The sequence below is a fragment of the Streptomyces sp. MnatMP-M17 genome, from assembly GCF_900091995.1.
Classification (GTDB): Bacteria; Actinomycetota; Actinomycetes; order Streptomycetales; family Streptomycetaceae; genus Streptomyces.
Genome location: NZ_FMDK01000036.1, coordinates 1 through 22,110, shown reverse-complemented (window position 1 = coordinate 22,110; position 22,110 = coordinate 1). Strand labels below are relative to the sequence as shown.

13 protein-coding genes, 1 tRNA gene and 2 pseudogenes are annotated in these 22,110 nt (G+C 69.9%); 10 read left to right on the top strand and 6 right to left on the bottom strand.

The genetic code is table 11. The features are described from left to right. Window positions 1-238 precede the first annotated feature (238 nt). The 6 genes from GA0115259_RS02125 to GA0115259_RS02100 all read left to right on the top strand — a co-directional run bounded on the left by GA0115259_RS02125 (window position 239) and on the right by GA0115259_RS02100 (window position 10,597). Window positions 239-436 (top strand): hypothetical protein, encoded by a 198-nt coding sequence (locus GA0115259_RS02125; RefSeq protein WP_093589949.1) that lies wholly within the window; start codon window positions 239-241, stop codon window positions 434-436. A 375-nt stretch (window positions 437-811) separates the two neighbouring features. Next, window positions 812-3,664 carry a type I DNA topoisomerase gene (gene topA / locus GA0115259_RS02120; protein ID WP_093589944.1) on the top strand — a complete coding sequence of 951 codons (2,853 nt, stop codon included), beginning with the start codon at window positions 812-814 and terminating at the stop codon, window positions 3,662-3,664. A gap of 188 nt (window positions 3,665-3,852) precedes the next feature. Beyond that, the gene (tmk, locus tag GA0115259_RS02115; protein WP_093589941.1) at window positions 3,853-7,362 is read left to right on the top strand and encodes a dTMP kinase; all 3,510 of its coding nucleotides are present in this window, start codon (window positions 3,853-3,855) and stop codon (window positions 7,360-7,362) included. Between the two features lie 188 nt (window positions 7,363-7,550). Further along, complete coding sequence (locus GA0115259_RS02110) at window positions 7,551-8,756, top strand: DNA polymerase III subunit delta' (protein WP_093589938.1); 1,206 nt, start codon at window positions 7,551-7,553, stop codon at window positions 8,754-8,756. 119 nt (window positions 8,757-8,875) lie between these two features. Then, window positions 8,876-10,426, top strand: a complete 1,551-nt coding sequence (locus GA0115259_RS02105) for an alpha/beta hydrolase (protein WP_093589935.1) — start codon at window positions 8,876-8,878, stop codon at window positions 10,424-10,426. 97 nt (window positions 10,427-10,523) lie between these two features. Further along, window positions 10,524-10,597 (top strand) — tRNA-Thr (locus GA0115259_RS02100). A gap of 677 nt (window positions 10,598-11,274) precedes the next feature. On the opposite strand, the gene GA0115259_RS02095 is transcribed toward GA0115259_RS02100, so the two are convergent. The 4 genes from GA0115259_RS02095 to GA0115259_RS02080 all read right to left on the bottom strand — a co-directional run bounded on the left by GA0115259_RS02095 (window position 11,275) and on the right by GA0115259_RS02080 (window position 14,594). Continuing rightward, the gene (locus GA0115259_RS02095) at window positions 11,275-12,123 is read right to left on the bottom strand and encodes a hypothetical protein (protein ID WP_141716421.1); all 849 of its coding nucleotides are present in this window, start codon (window positions 12,121-12,123) and stop codon (window positions 11,275-11,277) included. Window positions 12,124-12,479: 356 nt separating this feature from the next. Next, entirely contained in the window at window positions 12,480-12,932 is a 453-nt protein-coding gene (locus GA0115259_RS02090; RefSeq protein ID WP_093589929.1) for a DUF4232 domain-containing protein, read from the bottom strand. 409 nt (window positions 12,933-13,341) lie between these two features. After that, window positions 13,342-14,112 (bottom strand): sirohydrochlorin chelatase, encoded by a 771-nt coding sequence (locus GA0115259_RS02085; RefSeq protein ID WP_093589926.1) that lies wholly within the window; start codon window positions 14,110-14,112, stop codon window positions 13,342-13,344. Beyond that, window positions 14,109-14,594 carry a winged helix-turn-helix domain-containing protein gene (locus GA0115259_RS02080; protein ID WP_256097877.1) on the bottom strand — a complete coding sequence of 162 codons (486 nt, stop codon included), beginning with the start codon at window positions 14,592-14,594 and terminating at the stop codon, window positions 14,109-14,111. The genes GA0115259_RS02085 and GA0115259_RS02080 overlap by 4 nt, the downstream gene beginning before the upstream one ends. A gap of 35 nt (window positions 14,595-14,629) precedes the next feature. On the opposite strand from GA0115259_RS02080, the pseudogene GA0115259_RS02075 reads away from it, so the two are divergent. Further along, window positions 14,630-15,228, top strand: a pseudogene (locus GA0115259_RS02075) (molybdopterin oxidoreductase family protein); the annotation flags it as partial. Then, a pseudogene (locus tag GA0115259_RS02070) lies at window positions 15,198-15,903 on the top strand (MFS transporter); the annotation flags it as partial. The pseudogenes GA0115259_RS02075 and GA0115259_RS02070, both read left to right, overlap by 31 nt. Window positions 15,904-16,048: 145 nt before the next feature. On the opposite strand, the gene GA0115259_RS02065 reads toward GA0115259_RS02070, so the two are convergent. Then, window positions 16,049-16,330, bottom strand: a complete 282-nt coding sequence (locus GA0115259_RS02065) for a DUF7336 domain-containing protein (protein ID WP_093589920.1) — start codon at window positions 16,328-16,330, stop codon at window positions 16,049-16,051. A gap of 364 nt (window positions 16,331-16,694) precedes the next feature. Here GA0115259_RS02065 and GA0115259_RS41415 point away from each other — a divergent pair, with 364 nt between their 5' ends. Then, window positions 16,695-19,187, top strand: a complete 2,493-nt coding sequence (locus GA0115259_RS41415) for a hypothetical protein (protein ID WP_237539693.1) — start codon at window positions 16,695-16,697, stop codon at window positions 19,185-19,187. A gap of 17 nt (window positions 19,188-19,204) precedes the next feature. Here the strand turns inward: GA0115259_RS41415 and GA0115259_RS02055 are convergent, their stop codons facing one another. Beyond that, window positions 19,205-20,242, bottom strand: coding sequence for a translation initiation factor 2 (locus GA0115259_RS02055; protein ID WP_176732399.1), 1,038 nt, complete (start codon window positions 20,240-20,242; stop codon window positions 19,205-19,207). A gap of 99 nt (window positions 20,243-20,341) precedes the next feature. Here GA0115259_RS02055 and GA0115259_RS42555 point away from each other — a divergent pair. After that, window positions 20,342-22,110 (top strand): AAA family ATPase (locus GA0115259_RS42555; protein WP_141716420.1); only part of this gene is annotated, 1,769 nt, incomplete at its 3' end.

Below are 22,110 nucleotides of genomic sequence, written 5' to 3'. Positions count from 1 at the left end.
CTCCAGCGCCCGCCTCCAGCGCCCGCCCCCAGCGCCGGGCGCCCTGCCAGCGCGGCCTGCCCTTGGCGCCGAGCGGTCCCGCGCGCCGCAGTCGTCCCATCCGGGTCCCCGAGGGCCGGTGAACGCGTTTGTGGCGTTCACCCGGAGTTCGTGGCCCTGACGCCCTGAGGTGCCAGCCTCGGCCCTCTGAATCCTCAGCGCCATGTGATGGGCGCCACGCGCGGAGCGAGGTACGGGCATGGAGAGCGGGCCGGCGATTTTCGCGGGAGCGATTTTCGCGCTGTTCGGTGCCGGACTGCTGCTGTGGACGGTGGCGCGCGTGCTCCATCGCGCGCCGGTGGCCCACGGAGTGCGGCCTGCGGCGTCCATCACGCTCGCGACACTCTCGAGCGTGGTCTTTCTCGCCCTCGGCGTGTGGTGTTTCAGTCGTATCTGATCCGCTTTCCCGGAGCCGGGCCGGCTCCGCCGCATCATGATCGAACAGACCCGCGCGGACCGCCGCCGGGCCGTCGGACCTGCACCGTACGGGTTTCGGCGCCCTCGGACACGACCGTCCGCAAGCGCCTCGGCGCAAGTACGGGCGGCGTGGCCCGACGCGACGGGCATGGGGGTCCGGGCGGCAGGAATGGCTGGAGTCGGGTTACCGTTCGAGTGGCCGTTGCGGGCTTTTGCCGTTTGACACGGGGGCGGGTTGTACCGTCACACTCCGCAGCGAAGCAGCGTCACCGCTGGGCCGTCCGCGCCCGGCCGTGCCGTACGCGCCGTACTGCCGTACGGGCCCACCGAGCGTCGACCGGAGAGAAGAGCGAAGTTGTCCCCGACCAGCGAGACCGCACACGGCGGCCGCCGACTCGTCATCGTCGAGTCGCCTGCCAAGGCGAAGACGATCAAGGGGTACCTCGGCCCCGGCTACGTCGTCGAGGCGAGCGTCGGGCACATCCGCGACCTCCCGAACGGTGCCGCGGAGGTGCCCGAGAAGTACACCGGCGAGGTACGTCGCCTCGGTGTGGATGTCGAGCATGACTTCCAGCCGATCTATGTCGTCAACGCCGACAAGAAGGCCCAGGTCAGAAAGCTCAAGGAGCTGCTGGCCGAATCCGACGAGCTCTACCTCGCCACCGATGAGGACCGCGAGGGCGAGGCCATCGCGTGGCACCTCCAGGAAGTCCTCAAGCCCAAGGTCCCGGTCAAGCGGATGGTCTTCCACGAGATCACCAAGGAAGCGATCAGGGCCGCCGTCGCCAATCCGCGCGAGCTGAACACGCGCATGGTCGACGCGCAGGAGACCCGCCGTATCCTCGACCGTCTCTACGGCTACGAGGTCTCGCCGGTCCTGTGGAAGAAGGTCATGCGCGGCCTCTCCGCGGGCCGTGTGCAGTCCGTCGCCACCCGGCTCGTCGTCGAGCGGGAGCGCGAGCGCATCGCGTTCCGTTCCGCCGAGTACTGGGATCTGACCGGTACGTTCTCCACCGGCCGGGCCGGAGACGCCTCGGATCCGTCCTCGCTCGTCGCCCGGCTGAACGCGGTGGACGGCCGGCGTGTCGCCCAGGGCCGTGACTTCGGTCCGGACGGACGGCTCAAGTCCGACCAGGTGCTGCATCTGGACGAGGCCGACGCACGGGCGCTCGCCGCCGCCCTGGAGAGCACCTCCTTCTCGGTCCGCTCGGTCGAGTCCAAGCCGTACCGCCGCTCCCCGTACGCGCCGTTCCGTACGACGACGCTCCAGCAGGAGGCCTCGCGCAAGCTCGGCTTCGGGGCGAAGTCCACGATGCAGGTCGCGCAGAAGCTGTATGAGAACGGCTTCATCACCTATATGCGTACGGACTCCACGACTCTCTCGGACACGGCGGTCTCGGCGGCCCGTGCGCAGGTCACGCAGTTGTACGGAGCGAGCTATCTGCCGGACAAGCCGCGTACGTACGCGGGCAAGGTCAAGAACGCGCAGGAGGCGCACGAGGCGATCCGTCCCTCGGGCGACCGCTTCCGTACTCCCGCGGAGACGGGACTGACCGGCGACCAGTTCAAGCTGTACGAGCTGATCTGGAAGCGGACCGTCGCCTCCCAGATGAAGGACGCGGTCGGCAACAGCGTCACCGTCAAGATCGGCGGCAGGGCGAGCGACGGCCGGGACGCGGAATTCTCCGCCTCCGGCAAGACGATCACCTTCCACGGCTTCATGAAGGCGTATGTCGAGGGCGCGGACGACCCGAACGCGGAGCTGGACGACCGCGAGCGCCGGCTGCCGCAGGTCGCTGAGGGCGATCCGCTCACCGCCGAGGAGCTGTCGGTCGACGGCCACGCGACCAAGCCGCCGGCCCGTTACACCGAGGCCTCGCTGGTCAAGGAGCTGGAAGAGCGCGAGATCGGCCGTCCGTCGACCTATGCCTCGATCATCGGCACCATCCTCGACCGCGGCTATGTCTTCAAGAAGGGCACGGCGCTCGTCCCGTCCTTCCTCTCCTTCGCCGTGGTCAATCTGCTGGAGAAGCACTTCGGCCGGCTGGTCGACTACGACTTCACGGCCAGGATGGAGGACGACCTCGACCGCATCGCGCGAGGTGAGGCCCAGGCCGTGCCGTGGCTGAGGCGTTTCTACTTCGGCGAGGGCGACGACAACGCGGGTCCCGCGTCGGGCGCGGGCAATGGCGACGGCGATCATCTCGGCGGTCTCAAGGAACTGGTCACCGACCTCGGAGCGATCGACGCGCGCGAGATCTCGTCCTTCCCCGTCGGCGACGGCATCATGCTGCGCGTCGGCCGGTACGGCCCGTACGTGGAGCGCGGGGAGAAGGACGATGAGGGCCACCAGCGCGCCGATGTGCCGGAGGACCTGGCGCCCGACGAGCTGACGGTCGAGTACGCGGAGGAGCTGCTGGCCAAGCCGAGCGGTGACTTCGAGCTGGGCGCCGATCCGGTGACCGGTCATCAGATCGTGGCGAAGGACGGCCGGTACGGTCCGTATGTCACGGAGATCCTGCCGGACGGCACTCCGAAGACCGGCAAGAACGCGGTCAAGCCCCGTACCGCCTCGCTCTTCAAGTCCATGTCCCTGGACACGGTCACGCTGGACGACGCGCTGAAGCTGATGTCGCTGCCGCGCGTGGTGGGCAAGGACGCCGAGGGCGTCGAGATCACCGCGCAGAACGGCCGGTATGGCCCGTATCTGAAGAAGGGCACGGACTCGCGTTCGCTGGAGAGCGAGGACCAGCTCTTCAGCATCACGCTGGACGAGGCGCTGGCGATCTACGCGCAGCCCAAGCAGCGAGGGCGGGCCGCGGCCAAGCCGCCGCTGAAGGAGCTGGGTACAGATCCGGTGAGCGAGCGTCCGGTTGTGGTGAAGGACGGACGTTTCGGGCCGTATGTCACGGACGGCGAGACGAACGCGACCTTGCGGACCGGGGACAGCGTCGAGGAGATCACTCCGGAGCGCGGGTACGAGCTGCTCGCGGAGAAGCGTGCGAAGAGTCCGGCCAAGAAGACCGCGAAGAAGGCGGCCAAGGCTCCGGCGAAGAAGGCACCGGCCAAGAAGGCGACGACGGCGAAGAAGGCCGCGGCGAAGACGACGACGACGGCGAAGACCGCGGCGACTGCGGTGGCCAAGAAGACGGCGTCGGCGAAAACTGCTTCGGCCGGGGCGGCTTCGTCTGCGGAGACGGACGAGTAGGTCTGCGGAGACGGACGGGTAGGTCGAACAGGGCGGATCCGTCGGCGTCCGGGCGCGCGCCGGGGGCGTGCGCGAGGGGTGTGAGCCGGAGCGTTGTGGCGTCAGTCGTACGGCTGTCTCGGACGGGTGTGCGCCCGCGTGTTCGGGCGGGGCTCCAGGGAGTCAACAGCTCCGGATAGGCTGGGCGGATGACGCGAGCCGAGCAGCCAGCCGAGCAGCCAACGGTCGTGAGCCCCACCTCCGACTCCGACGCACTTGCCGCAGACTCACGCGAGCGAGCTGTGCGGTCTCTGCTGCGCCTTCCTCCGCTCAGGCGGTTGTGGGGCGCGCAGTTCGCCGGCGGCATCGGCGATGTACTCGCCGTACTCGTGCTTCTGCTGCTGTCGTTGCAGGCGGCGATCGCCGAGGGCTCATTCGGTGCGGGATACCGGGGCGCGGCGTTCGCCGTCGCGGCCGTGTTCGGCGCACGGGTCCTTGCCACGCTGTTGTTCGGAGCGGTCCTTCTCGGGCCGCTGTCCGGGCTGCTCGCGCCGCGCAGCGGGGCGCGGCCCGTATCGGCCGGTGCCGCGCCGGCTGGTGCCGCTGACGCGGGTGCGGCAGACGTAGGCGCAGGTGTAGGCGCTGACGCCATCGGTACCGATGGGGCGACCAAGGCGACCGACACCAAGGCGACCAAGAAGTCCGCCAAACCGAAGTCCGCCAAACCGGCGAGGGACGGTGGGCCGCTGGACCGCCGCTGGACGATGATCGTCGCGGATGTGCTCCGTCTCGTGCTGCTCATCATCGCGCCGCTGTGGCTCGAATGGTCACCGGACCGCGCGCTCCCGATCCTCCTTACTACCGTCTTCGTCCTCGGCGCCGCCGAGAGGTTCTGGACGGTCGCCAAGGAGAGCGCCGCTCCCGCCCTGCTGCCGGCTCCGCCGCTGGAGGGCGCCGCCGTACGCCCGCTCCCCGACCACTTCGACGCGCTGCGCCGTCTCTCCCTCCGTACGGCCTTCGCCGCGGTGCCCGTCGCGGCGGCCGTTCTGCTCGTCGCCACGCTGGTCGGGAATCTGCTCGGTACGGGCATCGAATGGTTCTCGCTGCATCAGGCGGCCCTGGGCTCGTATGTCGCGGCGGGACTGTTCGCCGCGTCCGTGTCCACGCTGTACTTCCTGGAACTGCCCGACGGCCATACGCCGCGTCCGCGCTCTCCGCTCGAAGGGCTGCGCCGTCCGTCCGCCGCCGGTGGGGGCGCGGGAGGCGCGAGCGGCGCCGGGGGCCGGGAGAACGGGCGTACGGGCGCGCTTCCGCTGCTGGTCCTCGCGTGCGGCACGATCGCGGGAGCCGTCGCGTCCGCCGTGGGCGTCTCCGTACTCCACGCCAGGGATCTCGGCGGCGGCCCGGTCGCCTTCGCCCTGCTGGTCCTCGCCCTGACCGGCGGTACGGGACTCGGTATCCGCCGCGCCGCGACGGTGCTGCCCACTCTGTCGCGCCGGCGTCTGTTCGCGCTGGCGATCGCGCTCACCGGTATCGCGCTGCTGGCGATGGGACTGGTGCCGGACACGGCGACCGTCCTGCTCCTCGCGCTGTTCGCAGGCTTCACGGCCGGGGTCGTGGCGAGTACCGGCCACGCGCTTATCGACCTGGAGACGGAGGAGTACCGTCGTAGTCGAGTCACCGAACACCTTCAAGCCGTCGTAAGGGTCTTTGTCGCACTCGGCGTGGTCGTCGCCCCCCTCGTCGCCGCGGCCATCGGCCCGCACCGCCTCGCCAATGGAACTTTCGTCTTCGCGCACGACGGCGCGGCCTTCACGCTGATGCTGGTAGGCGCGCTGTTGCTCCCGGTCGCGGCGGTCGTCCTCGCCAAGACGGACGACCGTTCCGGTGTTCCGCTGCGTCGTGACCTGCGTGACGCGCTGCGCGGAGGCGCGGATCCGGCTCTGGCTCCGGCCGGTAGCGGGTTCTTCCTGGCGATCGAAGGTGGCGACGGAGCCGGCAAGTCGACCCAGGTCGAGGCGCTGGCCGAGTGGATCCGTGCCAAGGGCCACGAAGTGGTGGTCACCCGAGAGCCGGGCGCCACGCCGGTCGGCAAGCGCCTGCGCTCGATCCTGCTGGATGTGTCGAGCGCCGGTCTGTCGAACCGCGCGGAAGCACTGCTGTACGCCGCCGACCGCGCCGAGCATGTGGACTCGGTCGTACGCCCTGCCCTGGAGCGTGGCGCGATCGTCATCTCCGACCGCTATATCGACTCGTCCGTGGCCTACCAGGGCGCCGGGCGGGACCTCTCGCCGACCGAGATCGCCCGTATCTCGCGCTGGGCGACGGACGGTCTCGTACCGCATCTCACCGTGCTGCTCGATGTCTCGCCGGAGACGGCACGCGAGCGGTTCACGGAGGCTCCGGACCGGCTGGAGTCCGAGCCGGCTGAGTTCCACCAGCGGGTACGGTCGGGCTTCCTCACCCTCGCCGCCGCTGATCCCGCTCGTTATCTCGTCGTGGACGGCGGCCAGGAGCCGGAGGCGGTCACCACGGTCGTACGGCACCGGCTCGACCAGATGCTGCCGCTCTCCGAGGCCGAGGTGAAGGCCCGGGAGGAGGCGCGGAAGGCCGCCATCGAGGAGGCCCGCCGCAAGGCGGAGGAAGAGGCCGCGCGCAAGGCGGAGGAGGAGCGGCTGGAGCGCGAGCGCCAGGCCCAGCTCGCCAAGCTCCGGGCCGAGGAGGAGGAGCGCAAGCGTCGCGAGCTGGAGGAGGAGCGCCAGCGCGAGGCCGAGCGGCAGGCGGAGGAGGCCAGGCAGCGTGCCGAGGAGGCACGGCGGCTGGCCGAGGAGGAGCGCAAGCGGCGGGAGGCCGAGGAGCGCGCGTACGAGGCGGAGCAGGCGCGGCTCAGGAGGCAGGCCCAGGAAGAGGCCAGGCTGCGTGCGGAGGCCGAGGAGCGGCGCCGGGAGAAGCAGCGCAAGGCGGAGGAGTCCCTGCTCCGGGCCGAGGAGGCGCGGCGGCTGGCGGAGGAGTCGGCGGGAGCTGCAGAAGCTTCCGCCGGTGGTTCGACTGCGGACTCGGCGGTTTCGCCGAATGAGATCACGGTGCCGACGCCGTTCGTGCCGACCGTACAGAAGCCGGCGGCCGGTCCGAAGCCGACGGACGCTTTGGACGCGGTGACGCAGGAGGTCCCGGCGGTACGGCCGGACGATCCGCGGGTGGCGGCGGCGCGGGACGCCGAGGAGACGAGGGTCATTCCGCGGGTGCCGGAGCGGCCCGAGCGGTCCGAGCGGCCTGCGGTGGACGAGACGGCTGTGCTGCCGCAGGTGCCATCGGCGCCGGTACGGGACGGGGAGCGGGGGACGGGCGCTGGTTCCGGTGCCGGGTCTGCGGATGATCAGGGCGCGAGTGGGCGCGAGGTCAGGGACGCGCGGGATGCCCGTACGGTCGATGAGACCGCCGTACTCCCGCCCGTACGGAACAGCGATCCCGTGGACCGGGTGCCGCAGGGCTTCTTCCGCGAGGACGAACCGGCTGCGCCCGCCGAGGGCGGCAATGAGCGCACGCGCGAGCTGCCGCAATTTCCGCCGCAGGGCAGCGCGGAGCCGGAACCGGAGCGCCCGCGCCGCCGCTCGGACTGGGCGGAGGAGACTCCGCTGGACGATCTTCCGAGCCTGGCGGACGAACTGCTCGGCCCGCACGAGGACGACGACGAGACCGACAGCAGGCGCCGCCGCTGAGCTGTGAAGTGGCTGAGCCGTGAAGTGGGGGGACGGACTGTCAGACCCCGGCCCCACAATGGGATCGGAGCGGTACAGAGCGCTCCGAGCGGCGCGGCAGGCACTGAGGCGTGTCGTCGGCCGCGACCACGCATACACGCGACCACGCACACGGCAGGGCAGCGGACGGCAAGGAGCGGTGACGGCGTATGACCGTATGGGACGACCTGGTCGGGCAGGACCGCCTTCATGTGGCGCTCTCCGCCGCCGCCCGTGACGCCGACGCGCGGGTGACGGCCGAGGCCTCGGGCACGCCGCCGCCCGAGGCCTCGAAGATGACGCACGCGTGGCTGTTCACCGGGCCGCCGGGCTCGGGCCGTTCCACCGCGGCCCGTGCCTTCGCCGCCGCGCTCCAGTGCGTCAGTCCGGACCGCGCGCTCGGCGGAGAGCCGGGCTGCGGGTTCTGCGACGGCTGTCACACGAGCCTGATCGGTACACATGCCGACGTCGAGGTGATCCGTACCGATCTGCTCTCCATCGGCGTCAAGGAGACCCGTGAGCTGGTGCGTCGTGCCCAGCTCTCCCCGGCGGTAGGCCGCTGGCAGGTCATCGTCCTGGAGGACGCCGACCGCCTCACCGAGGGTGCGGGCAATGTTCTGCTGAAGGCGGTGGAGGAGCCGGCGCCCCGAACGGTCTGGCTGCTCTGCGCGCCCTCTCTGGAGGACGTCCTGCCCACCATCCGCTCGCGCTGCCGCCATCTCGTCCTGCGTACGCCGCCGGTGGAGGCCGTCGCCGATGTGCTGATCCGGCGCGACGGCATCGAGCCGGAGGCCGCCCATGCCGCCGCCCGTGCCACGCGGGGACATATCGGCCGTGCCCGTCGCCTCGCCACCGACGAACGGGCCCGCGCGCGCCGTGCCACCGTGCTCAAGATGCCGCTGCGCGTGGACGACATCGGCGGCTGTCTCAAGGCGGCCCAGGAGCTGATCGACGCCGCGACGGAGGACGCCAAGCAGGTCGCCGAGGATGTGGACGTCAAGGAGACCGAGGACATGAAGGCCGCGCTGGGCGCCTCGGCGGGCGGCCGGATGCCTCGGGGCACGGCGGGGGTGATGAAGGAGCTGGCCGACCGGCAGAAGCGTCGTTCCACCCGTACGCAGCGGGACAGCCTCGATCTCGCCCTCACGGATCTGACCGGCTTCTACCGCGATGTGCTGGCGCTCCAGCTCGGCTCGCGGGTCGCGCTCGCCAACGGGGACGTACGGGACGCGCTGGACCGCGTCGCCCGCGCCTCCACGCCCGAGCGGACCCTGCGCCGGATAGAGGCGATCAGTGCCTGCCGCCAGGCGCTGGACCGCAATGTGGCGCCGTTGCTGGCGGTGGAGGCGATGGCGGTGTCGCTGCGGGCGGGCTGACGACGGTGTGGGCCGGCTGACGGTGTGGCCGGATTGATGCAGATAATCGGCGAATCAGCAGATTCACCCGTATGAGTACCGACGGGCGGCATACGCCATCCGGCGGCTAGGCTCCCTGGATGGACAACAGGCGCCTGTTCCGTGTCACCGCCACCGCGCTGGCGGCGGCCGGTCTGCTGATCTTCGGTTGTACGCCGACCTCGGGCACGTCGACCTCTGCGACCTCCGGTACGACGAGCCCCGGCACGACGGCCTCGGACCCGGCGGCCCTGAAGAAGTTCTACGACCAGAAGCTCACATGGCGCGCGTGCGGAGCCCCCGGTTTCCAGTGCGCCACGCTGAAGGCTCCGCTGGACTACGCCAAGCCTGACGGGACCGAGATCAAGCTGGCCGTCGCCCGTAAGAAGGCCACGGGACCGGGCACACGGCTCGGCTCGCTCCTGGTCAACCCGGGCGGCCCAGGCGGCTCGGCGATCGGTTATCTCCAGGGATACGCCGGCATCGGCTATCCGGCTCCGGTCCGCGCTCAGTACGACATGGCGGCCATCGACCCTCGCGGAGTCGCCCGTAGTGAGCCGGTCGAATGCCTCACCGGCGCGGAGATGGACGCGTACACCCAGGTCGACCAGACTCCCGACGACCAGGCCGAGGCCGGGCTGCTGACCGCGTCCTTCAAGCGGTTCGCCCAGGGCTGCGACAAGCGTTCCGGCGATATCCTCCCGCATGTCTCCACGGTCGAGGCGGCCCGTGACATGGACATCTTCCGTGCCGCACTGGGCGACAAAAAGCTGTCGTACGTGGGCGCCTCGTACGGCACCTTCCTCGGGGCGACGTACGCCGAACTGTTCCCGGAGCGTACGGGCCGTCTCGTCCTGGACGGCGCGATGGATCCGTCCCTGCCGGCCCGCGATCTGAACCGCGATCAGACGGCCGGCTTCGAGACGGCTTTCCAGTCCTTCGCCCAAGACTGTGTCAAACAGCCGGACTGCCCTCTGGGCAGTACCTCCGCGGCCGAGGTCACGACCCGGACGAAGGCCTTCTTCCAGACCCTGGATGCCAAGCCCGTCCCCACCCGCGAGAGCCGCCCGCTGGGCGAGTCCCTCGCCACGACCGGTGTGATCGCCGCGATGTACGACGAATCCGCCTGGCCCCAGCTCCGCGAAGCCCTGGCCGCCGCGATGGACGGCGACGGCGCTCCTCTTCTCGCGCTGGCCGACTCGTACTACGAGCGCGACGGCGACGGCTCGTACGCCAACCTGATGTACGCCAACTCGGCCGTGAACTGCCTGGACCTCCCGCCCGCCTTCACCGGCCCCGAAGAGGTCACCCAGGCGCTCCCCTCCTTCGAGCAGGCCTCTCCGGTCTTCGGCAGGGGCCTCGCCTGGGCCTCCCTGAACTGCGCCTACTGGCCCACCAAGGCCACCGGCACCCCGCACCGCATCGAGGCGAAGGGCGCGGCCCCGATCGTCGTCGTCGGCACCACCCGCGACCCGGCCACCCCGTACAAATGGGCCCAGTCCCTGGCCGCCCAGCTCTCCTCCGGCACCCTGCTCACCTACGACGGCGACGGCCACACGGCATACGGCCGGGGCAGCGACTGCATCGACACGGCGATCAACACCTACCTCCTGGACGGCACACCTCCACCCAACGCCAAGAAATGCCCCTGACCTGCGACAAGACCCCCAGCCCAGCCCTGTACGGAGCACCCCCGGAAACTGTGTAGACTTGGCCGCGCCACAGACCACACCATGGTCCACAGGGCAAGCCGCCTTAGCTCAGTTGGCCAGAGCAACGCACTCGTAATGCGTAGGTCTCGGGTTCGAATCCCGAAGGCGGCTCAGCGAAACCCCAGGTCAAGCCTTTGACCTGGGGTTTTTTGTGCTCGTTGGCCTTGGAATTCAGGTTTATCGGACATGCGTGGTCTGCGTGTCGCAATGCGTAGGTCGTAGGTTGGTTTTTGTGACCGAACAGACGATCTTGGTCTCCGGCCTGGTCTTTTGCTATTTGGGAGGGACGGAGCGACCATACGCACCGTATGTTGGTGGACAACCGGTGGACAGCTGTGCGTGATGCCTTGTCAGAGGTCTCTCGCCGTAGCCAGGGCGAAGCGTCGGACGGGGCGTGTGGGCGTGGTGACCAGTACTTGGCGGCTTGTGTTGTTCCGACAATCGCGGTGGCACCCGTGTCTTCCTCACCTCTTTGAGGAAGGCACAGGCGGCGTCCTCCCTCTGCCGCTGGTCGACGTTGCGGTCGCAATGCAACCGTCGACTGACGACTGACCGACAGGAATGCCACATCTCACCAAGGGTCTGCGGTCCGGCCGCCGGGTTCGATGCCGTAGGCGTGCAGACGGTCGGCCTCGGCGGCTCGTCCCATCTTCCCGAGTAGATATTCCAGGTTCACCGGAGGGTTGACCGTATAGCCCGTTTCCAGCGCTCGGCGCTCCCAACCCTCGGCCTCCTGTAGGCGACCGCCTTCCCAGAGGGGCTGAGCCCTCGACGCCATCGCGGATCCATCACCTGCTTCGACCATGCGGTGCTCCTAGCGCTCCACTTCGCGATGGTTCTCGGACAGCCACATCAGCCCGGATCAGGCAGCGCATGGAAGGCAAGTCCCCTGCTTCGGCCGCTGGGAGCCACCCCGCCAGTCCGTTCTGAGCGGCGGCATCACCCTCCTCTGCGGCCCGTCTCCACACCTCCTTTGCCTTGTCCATCCGCCCCTTCCGCTTCCAGTGCATGGCGAGGTGTTCCATTTCCTCGGTATCGCCTGACTCGGCAGCCGCGATACGAAGAGCGAGGGCCTCTTCGGCGCGGCCCCGCTCGCGCTTTTGTGCAGCCATACCGAGACGCTCAAGGTCGTCCGGATCTTCGGCCGCAGCGACCAGCGTGTCCCATACTTGGATGGGCACGATCACCTGGGACCGGGCGGACCGGGCGTGTTCCTCAAGGCTGTCGGCGAGTTGAAAGCCGTCGGCAGACCCGACGCCTGGCGAGATGCGGAGCGGGGTCAGTGGCGCGACGGCGCCCTTAACCTCGATGGTGACGTAACGGAGCGCGCGAACGAACCAGTCGCGGGGCGGATCCACCCGGGACCGCTCGTCGAGGTACCCGACGGATGCGTGCTTCAGGAACCTGGACGTGAGCAGAGCGCTATACCCGAGCCGACGGGCATCCATCGCGGCAGTCAGCAGCGCTTTGCTGTAGGGGTCCGCATCGGTATAGCGCCGCAGCAGATGCGGCGTCGCTGCTGCCAGGAATTGGGTCAACTTCCTTGTGGCGGAACAGGATTCGACTACGAAGGCGAGCGTCCGTTGTTCACTGGCGCGGTTCCACTCCGTGGCCGAGAACTGAGGCGGTACCTCCACCCGAACTGCTCTGCCCAGGAGTTCGCGAACAGCCGATGAGCCCCGGCGAGGCTTGGCATCGTTACCGGCGTGGGTCTGCCAGTCAACGGCTCAACCGGTTGCACCTGTTCTGATCAGGCAGAACGTCACGAGGCGGCACCACGGGGCACCGCGCAACACGAACACTCACGGTCTCGTAGGGCATGTCGCGTGACATCGGTAGCTGACATCAACAGAGGCGTACAACCGCGCACGGGGGCACGCTCGCAATCGGTGGACGAAACAACGCATCGCAGCCAGCGGGTGGTTCGTGACAGTGTCGACCGTGAACTTTCCCTGCCGCATCAGGGCGCCCGGCGTCGCTCATGCTCCTGGGCTCAGCCGGTGACCCCGAACGGGGTGATTCCGATCTTTCCGTGGCAAGGCGAGATGGGCAACGGGGTCAGTACCAGGGGCGCGGAGTCGCCGGGCACCCAGATGTCCGCGGCGTACGGCGGGTGGTAGAAGTCGGCGCCGTTGCAGACCGTGGCCGTGGCCGACTTCCAGACGAGGCTGAACGATGTGCTCTGCCCGGGAGCGAGCCGGACAGCCGTGGGGTGCCCTGGACCGTAGCGCGTCACCGACAGGGGCCGCCGGGTCGTCGTGTCGAGGCGGCCGACGCACTGCGGGCCCGGATAGCCCGGCACGCATTTCCTGGTGAGTTCTTCCTCCCCACCGATGAAGACGACACCCGGCCACCCGTCGAGTACACATCTGATGCCGGAGCGGTTGCGCAGCCGCACGTCCATGGCCACATCCCCAGGGTTGCCCAGGACGGCCTTCCTCGGCATGGCGGAAGCCGGTACCAGATCGCGCGCGGCGCAGCCGTTCTCGCTTCCTCACTCGGAGGTGGTGGGGGAAGGGGACACGGTGGATCGCGTCGGGGACGCGCTCGGGGCGGGCGTGGCGCTTCGTCGGGCCGTCCGCGGGGGAGCCGCCGACGGGGTGACCGCGGCGTGCGGCGCGCTGGAGCGCGCGGCCGGAGCCACGGCGGTGTCGAGGTCGGGCGGTGGCGTGACGTCACAAGCGACGGCGGCCAAGGCCGTCAGAAGGCAGAACAGGAGGGCGGTGATGCCCTGGGGACGTATCACCGTTCGCACGATAGGCAGGCGACCGTCTCCGCACGAGCCCACGAGAAATCCGGCCGGGCATTCTTCATTCGGCGTTCACCGCGCTCTTGGCCCTCGCCTCCGGCACGCCTCAGTGCATCCCAAAACTCACGCCCTTCAGGGGTGCGCGGCAGAGGAGGTGCGGGCTCTGTGGTGGCGTTGGTGATCCGAGGCTCAGGGTGGCTTGTTCGAGTGTGTCGCCGTAGCGGCGGAGGATCAGGTTTGCCACTGCCGCGTGTGTTCCCAGTGGTGCGGAAGTGAGGGTTGCGCCTGAGTGGGAGGCTCGGCGGGAGAAGGAGCCGGGGGCCAGGAGGTAGCCGGCGATGGCGACGGAGGTGTGGCCCTTGGTGCGTAGGTGGGCTATGGCCTGGGCTGGGGTTGGGGAGCCTGCGCAGAGATAGGAGGGGAGGACGGGCGCGTTCAGGTGGGCCTGGAGCATTGTGGCCATGCGGGCGGTGTCCGCGTTGGCCGCGGGATTTGTGGAGCCTGCGGCGGCGAGGACGACCGGGCCCCCGGCCCAGCCTGCCTCGGCGAGGCGTGCCGACAGCGCGGTGGCCAGCAGTGGGTCCGGGCCCAGGGCGTGGGCGACGGACGCCCGCAGGTGTGGGGCCGTGGCCAGCGCCGTCGGGATGTCGGTGTGGACGTGGTAGCCCGCGCCCAGGAGCAGAGGGACGAGTACGGCCTCGCCACGCAGCGCCGCCAGGGTCTCGTCCAGCGAGGGCCGTACGAGGTCCAGATAGCCGACCTCGACCCGCAATCCGGGCCGCAGCGAGCGGACCAGGTCCAGCAGGGCTTCGACGGTGGCGACGCCGGCCGGGTCGCGGGTGCCGTGGGCGACGGCGACGAGAGTCGGGTCCGTCACCCGCCGACCTCCAGCCGGTACCCGCGCTTCGGCACCGTCCGTACCAGTCCCGCGTGCGGTCCCAGCGCGCCGCGCAGTCGCGCGACCGCGGCCTCGACCGCGTGCTCGTCCGTGGTCGTGCCCGCCCAGACCCGGCGCAGCAGGTCGGCGCGGCTGACCACCCAGCCCGGGTGTTCGGCCAGAGCCCGCAGCACCGCCGCGGAGACCGGCGGCAGCCAGTAGCTCTCCTCGCCGACGACGAGCGCGCTGCCTTGCAGCACCAAGGTGCGCCCGCCGGCTGCCAGTTCGCGGCGGTTGCGCACCGGGACCGTCTCGGTGATGGTGCGCACCAGCGCTCCGAGCCGTCCGCGTTCGGGACAGACCACGGGTACGCCGACGTTCTCCAGCGGCCGGGCGCAGACCGGGCCGACGCATACCGGCAGCACGTCCTCGCGCAGCGCGGTCAGGACCTCGGGACGCAGTCCCAGCGTGTCAGCCGCCACCAGGAAGGCGGTGATCGCCGGCGCGCTGGTGAAGGCACCGGCAGGCGTTCGGGATCGACCGCGGGCTGCCGTTTCCGATGGCGGACGTCGCGCGCAGCGGCTGTGTGAGCCTGGTCGGCGCCAATCCCGCCGAGACCATGCCGCCGGCCCTGCGCTACTTCCGCGAACTGCGCGAGAACGGCGGGCAGTTGATCGTGGTGGATCCGCGCCGGACCAGGACCGCCGAGCTGGCCGATCTGCACCTCCAGCCGGTGCCCGGCACCGATCTGGCGCTCGCGCTCGGTCTGCTGCATCTGGTGGTCGCGGACGGGAGGCTCGACAATGAATTCATCGAGGAGCGCACCACCGGCTTCGAGCCGGCCCGCGCCTGTGCGATGGCGCACTGGCCGGAGCGGGTGGAGCGGCTGACCGGCGTGCCGGTGGCCCAACTGCGCGAGGCCGTAGGCATGTTCGCGGACGCGGAGACCGGCATGGTGCTCACCGCCCGCGGCCTTGAACAGCAGACGGGTACGGCTGCTTGACCTACCAGGCTAACGGGCAGGGCGGCCGGGAGCACGGGCAGAAGGCCGACCAGCTTCCCGGCTACCGCTCGATCGAGGACCACTGGGCGTCAACGCGGGCGGCGGCAATCTGGGTGTGCCGGTGGCCCAGTTGGCGGGCCTGCTGATCCTGGCGACCGCGGGGGCCGCGCAGCCGCGGCGGCTGCCGCTGGTGTACATCCCGCTGATCGTCCTCGCCGCCCTCGGCGCGGCCTGGAAGATGGACAATCTCACCGCGATGCGCAACGACAAGCGGGCCATGCGCGAAGTCTCCCGCGATCCGCACACCTGGGTGATGTCGCTGCTCTACATCGGCACCTTCGGTTCTTTCATAGGCTTCAGTTTCGCCTTCGGGCAGGTGCTCCAGGTGCAGTTCCAGGCGCAGTTCGACACCCCGGTGAAGGCCGCGTATCTCACCTTCCTCGGATCCTCTGCTCGGCTCGCTGATCAGGCCGGTCGGCGGGCTGCTCGCGGATCGCCTCGGCGGAGCGAAGGTGACGCTGTGGAACTTCGCGGCAATGGCCTCCGGCACGGCCCCGGAGACGGCCGAGCGAGACTCCCGCAGGCGCGCGTCCGCGCTGATCGGTATCGCGGGCGCGGTGGGCGCGTTCGGCGGCGTACTGGTGAACGTGGCGTTCCGTCAGTCGTTCCTGACCACGCACGACGGGAACGCCGCGTACCTCTGCTTCCTGGTGGCATACGCCCTGTGCGCGCTACTGACCTGGGCCGTCTACCTCCGCCCGTCGGCAGCGCGGCTCTCCGACGTGTAGCGCAGGTGCAGCGCAGGGTGAACCCCGCCCGCTTCGGCGGATACAGGAAGTGGTTCAGCTCGGACCCTGTTCGCCTCCGCCCGCCCACGACGGTGCCGGGCGACGCCCGCCAGGAAGTCCCGGCAGGCCGTCGCCGAGCAGCGGATCAGTCCGTTACATAGCCTTCAGTCCATTCGTCCTTGTCCACCACGGATTCGTCTACGTAGAAACAGTTCGGCTCCTCATGGAAGCCGGACAGTTTCCGGGCTCGTTCGATACGGTCCCGGGCGGCCTCCCGGCTTGAGTAGGTACCGAGCAGTTTCACGTCGTCTCCGGCCTCTTCATCGGCCCAGAAGTCATCGGGCTCCACGAAGTGCCTGACCTCAGCGCCTTCCACGGCTCGGTGGTGGACATGCCAGAGCAAGTAGACCTTCGATGGTTCGGCCATGTCGGTCTTCGGTCCTTTCTTGAACTTCCTGGTTGCGCGACAGGTACTTCCGGACCTTGTTGTAGATGGAGCCGGGACCCTTCTTGTACGGCGGCCGGCAGCGGTGCTGGGTGTCCTCGACGCGCCGGCGCACCACGGCCCGGAGACGCGGTCGATGGCTGCGGCCCTGCTGGGTGACGATTGCGGTCCGTTCGACGCACGGGAGCTGGAGTGGTTTTGCGTGCGAATCGGTCCGCGATGTTCGTTGTCAGTGGGGCGCCGTAGAGTTCGCGGCGTAGAGGATTGGGCCGGTGGAGGGGGAGTGGTGCGGATGCGGCCTGTGTGGAGTGGATACGGGAGACCGGTGGTCCGGGGCTTTGGGGGCATGGCGCTGGCAGGGGTGGTGCTGGCCGGCTCGTTGCTGTTCGTGCCCGATGCGAGCGCGGCGGCGGAGCGGTCTGTGGTCGGTGCTGTCGAGCACACCGTGGACACGGCGGGCACCGCGGAACTCGCCACGGGGGAGCGGCTGGAGCTGGTCGACGGCAAGAACGTGGGTGTCGTCCCACGGGAGGGCCGGAGCGCGGGACGGTACGCCATCACGTCCATGGACGGCGGCCTCAGCGTCCGTCCCGTGGACCAGCGGCGGCCCGTGGCCGCGACGGAGGTAGCCGTGGGCCCGGCGGCACGGGCGTTCTCGCCCATGACGCTCGCCGCGCCGAACGCCACGTACCCGGTGAAGTTCACGATCACCAACGCCAATGTCACCACCAAGTTGGTCAGCCTCTGGAACAGCAAGACCTGGGCTCCCATCGAGGTGCAGAACGAGGATTTCGGCCCGAACGCCAGCGCAAAGCTGTCGCCCGGGAGCTACTTCGCCGTCGCTCTGCACAGCGACTGGGCCCGGCCCAGCTATCTGCTCGCCCGCACTTTCACCGTCACCAGTTCGGGTCTGACGGTGACCTTCGACGAGCGGCTGGCCAAGGAGACGGCCATCAGGACCGATGACACCACCGTCGCCCGCGAGGCGTCGGCGGTGTGGATCTCGGTGCCCGGCGGCGGTCTGGCGGGATTCGCGGGCAGAGGCCGTGACAAGGTCTACGCGACGCCCTTCTCGGTCGCCGGGGCCTCCCTGCGCGTCCACGAGATCCTGACCAAGAAGGGCTCGTCGGCGTCCGCCCCCAGCCCTGTCCGTTACGACCTGACCCACTCGTTCCAGGGCGGCGCTCCGTCCTCTCCCGTCGCCACCGTGCGTACGGCGAGCCTCGCGAAGACCACCACCCCGATCCGCGCCCAGGGCGTCCGGATACCGGCCCTCCTGGAGACGGTGCCCGGCCTGGGCGAGTGGACCGGTGTCTATATCGGCGGCTGGGTGAAGACCGCGACGACGACCACCGAGTACGTCACCCCGGGAATCAGCTACTCCCGTCTGCTCAGTTACGGCTCCCAGCGTCTCTCCCTGCCCGACCGGGCGCTGGCAGCCGGCACCACCAGCGGCTCTTCCGTGGGCGTGGCGCCCTTCGGTCCCGGTCCCGGGACGGGCGGCTCCACCCGCCGCGCCACGACGATCAGCCTGTACGAGCCGAGGACCGCGAGCGACGCGGCGGGCCACAGCGGTCTCGACGACCGCGCGAAGGCGTCCTTCCGGCTCACCTCCGGCGGACGGATCCTCGCGTCGGCCGACGGCCTGACGCCCTACGACGAGCTCTCCGCGACCGTCCCGAGCGGCACCGGCTCCTACGAGCTGGAGCACACCGTCACCCGCAGGGCCGGCCACTCCCGGCTGTCCACACTGGTCCGCGGCGAATGGGCGTTCATCTCTTCCGGTACGAGCTCCTCCCGGACGCTGCCGCTGATCGACACCGCCTTCACCGTCTCCGGTCTCGACGCCCGCAACGCGGCGGGTGCCGCTCCGGTGACCGTGGGCGTCACGGCCGCCACGCGCGGCTCCGAGGCGGCGGAGACGGTCACCGCCCTCGAATACTCGACGGACGACGGCGCCACCTGGCTGAGTCTTCCGCTCACCACCACGGGCGCGGGCGCCCAGGGCTCCGCGCCGCTCACCGTCCCGGCCGCCGCGCGGTTCGTCTCGCTGCGCGCCACGGCGGTGAACGACGAGGGCGGCAGCGTCCGGCGCACCGTGATACGCGCCTTCGCCGGAGCCACGGCCAAGAGCGACGAGCAGGTCGGTACGACGAAGATCTCGAATCTCGTGGTCAACGGCGGCAAGCCCGTCGTACTCACCAACGAAACGCTCCAGACCTTCACGGCGACCTTCACCGCCACCGACCCGGCCGGCATAGCCGAGGGCGATCTCTACCTGTACCACGGCCCGTACGGCGAGCCCGACGGCACTCTCTTCGGCTCCTATCCCGCGACCTGCACCGCGCAGTCCGCCACCACCTCGGTCTGCGAGTCGACGTTCGCGTACATCGAGCCGCGCACGAACCTCGGCCGTAACGCCCTCGCGGGCACCTGGACGGCCGCCGCCTGGGCCTGGTCCAAGGACGGCACGAGCCACACCGACCGGACCGCCGCGCGCACCGTGCCGGTGCTGCGCCACTCCCGTCTGACGGTCAACGCCACGCCCGAGCCGGTGAAGAAGAACGCGACTCTGACGGTCGCCGGCGCCCTGACCCAAGCGGACTGGCAGTCCGACACGGGCGCCTACGCCGGCTTCGGCGGCCAGTCGGTGAAGCTCCAGTTCCGTAAGAAGGACAGCAGCACCTACACCACGGTCAAGACCGTCACGTCGTCGTCCACCGGTGCGCTCAAGACCACCGTCAAGGCCACGGCCGACGGCTACTGGCGCTACTACTTCCCCGGCACCACGACCACCGCGCCCGCCTCGGTCACGGGCGACTACGTCGACGTGCGATAGCGCCCGCTCGGAAGCGCTCAGGAGCGCTCCTTGGCTCCGTGTTCTTCGGCCGCGCGCTCCTCGGCCCTGCGGACCGCCGGGGCGATGGCTCGTTCCACGCTGAGGCGGCCTTCGCCGGGGTCGCCGAGGCGCTGAGTCATCGTGCGGACGATGGCGTGGAAGAAGAGGGCCGGGCCGCACGCCGTCCACTCGTCCCTGTTCGCCGGATCGAGCAGGAAGTCCAGCACCGTGTCCGGCTCGGCGGGCACGAAGCGGAACTCGCTGTGCTCCCACTTGTCGTCCACACCGCGGCTCCAGCGCTCGCGCAGCTCCTCCTCGCTCAGACCGGGCAGTACGGCCAGGAAGCAGGCTGCCCACTGGTGGCGCTCGGTGTCCATGGCGAAGGAGAGCAGCTCCATCGTGCACTCGTCGTCCGCGTGGACGGCGAGTTCCTCGCGCAGCGCCCGGTGGGCGGCGCCGAAAAGGTCGGGGACACCGTCCTTCAGATCGTGTGTCCCTGAAAGGCCCTCGTTCGCCGAGGAGTTCCAGCGTCCGGTGTTCCCGCCGACCGTGGCGCTGCGCCGGGAGAACAGCATGCGGTTGTCCTTGCCGGTCACCACGGCCACATTCGCGCCGAAGCTGCTGGAGAGGAAGCCGTTGACGGTGACCGGGTCCTTGCCCGCGAGATAGTGCTCGCGGAGTGTGTGCCCGGCGCCCTCGCCCTCCTCCAGTCTGCGGTCCAGCTGCTGCGAGGCGAGGAAGGTGAAGTAGTCCGTGGGCGAGAAGCGGATCTCGACGATCGGGTCCTCGCGGTCGTTCGTACGGGTCACCGCCACCGTCTCGACGGCGAACCGCGGATGGTTCCAGCGCCGGTCGGCGCCCTGGACCGCGCGCGTCCGCTGGTCGTCCTCGATCTCCTGGCGCCAGCGCCGTACATCCTCGGGCACGAAGACGGGCTCGTCGGCGTCGAAGTAGATTCTCAGATTCTCCTCGGCGATGGGCCGCGTCCCGTCGCCCTCGTAGATATGGCAGACCGTACGCATCGGCCCGATCCGGAAGTGATCGCGGTACGACAAGATATGTCCTTCTCCCCGTTCAACACGCTGCTTCCACAGGACAGTTGCACACGCCCGGACATGGCGGCAACATCCATGAGCAGGGCCAGGGAGGCGTGTGTGGGGACCGCGGGGGAGCACGGCGAGGCATTCGCGGTGTGCGTGGACGAGTACGACCACGAGACCGGCGCGCGGCTGGCGCCCGCCCGCCGGGCCGCCGAGGACTTCCGTGGACTGGCACGCGGACTCGGCTTCACGGCCGACGCGCCCGTGATCTCGGGCACCAAGCAGGAGATCGACGACGGTCTGGGCCGGATCGAGATGTCCACCGCCCAGCGCAAGCTCATCTACTGGGTCGGGCACGGAGTCAAGATCGGCGCGAACACGGTGGTGCTGCCCTGCCGTGACTACCGCCACGGCGGCCGGCGAGGGCTGTTCTCCGCGCAGGAGATCGGACTGTTCCTCACGGGTCTGACCGGCGATGTCGTACTGATTGTCGACACCTGCCATGCCACGGACTTCGCCCGGGAGGCGCAGTCGCTGTGCGAGGACAAGGAGGAGAGATACGGCGGCATTCCGCTCGGCCCCGACGGCCCGGCCGGGCCCGGCCGCGGTATCGGCTGTCTCGGTACGGTCGGTGGTGACGCCCTCGCGCAGGTCGGCCAGTGGCTGACCGCCCTGAAGTCGGTCTGCGGATCACCGGATTTCACCTATCGCGGTCAGTACGTGTGGAACAGACACGCCAAGGCGGTGAGCGCCGAGATGCTGTCGAACGCTGTCCATCAGGCGCTCCGCGAGACCAGCGTCGAACCGTGGTTCAAGGGCGGCGGACGGCTGGAGGGCTTCTTCGTCAACCGTCACTTCGATCCCTTCGCCCGCCCTGCCTCGGCCACCGCGCCCGAGCGCCGGGACGCGCTGCTGGACGAACAGATCCAGCATCTGCTCAAGAGCAGGTTCACCGGTCTGCGGCTGGAGGAGGAGGACGCCTCCTTCGTCGGCCGGCGGCACTCCCTGACGCGTATCACCCACTGGCTCTCCTCCCCTGGACGCAGCGGTGTCATGGTCGTCACCGGCGCGCCGGGCAGTGGCAAGTCGGCGCTTCTGGCGCAGACCGCGCTGATGACGGTCCGGTCCACTCCGCAGTACGAGAAGCTGACGCCCGATCAGCGCGGTCTGCTGGAGGGAGCGCTCGTCGCGGGCATCCAGTGCCGTGGCCGCAGCGCCCTGGAGTGCGCCCGCGAACTGGCCGCGGGACTGGACGTCAAGGAGCCCGGCACCGGCTGGACGGATGCGCCCGAGGCGGTCCGGGCCGTCATCGAGGCGTGCCGGCGGCGAGGAGAGGCCGCGTTCCTGGTCGACGGGCTGGACGAGGCGGGACCCGCCCATGTCGACGCCGTGATCGCCGATGTCCTGCGCCCGCTGGCCCAGGAACCGTCCGTACGGATTCTCGTCGGCACCCGGCCCACGATCAGCGGCAGCCTGCTGATGCTCGACGGCGCGGCCCATGTCGATCTCGACAAGGACCCGGACAAGGACCGCGACATCGCCCAGTACGTACGGGAACGGCTCGGCGCGCCCGGCTGCCCGTACGCCGACAGCCCCGAGCTGCGTGAGGCCGCCACGCGTGTCCTGGTGGAGCAGAGCCAGGGCGTCTTCCTGGTGGCGCAGCTCCACTGCGCGGCTCTCGCGCGTCTGGAGCGGGCCCTGCCACCGGGCGACGAGGCGTTCCGGCGGCTTCTGATGTCCGGGCTGGAGGAGGCCCTGGACCGGGAGGTGACCGAGCTGGACCGCGTCGCCGAGGCGGCTCTGGTGCCGGGAGTACGGGCCGGCTCGGGCTGGGCGCGCGGGCTGCTGCTGCCGCTGGCGCTGTCGTACGGCGCGGGCCTGCC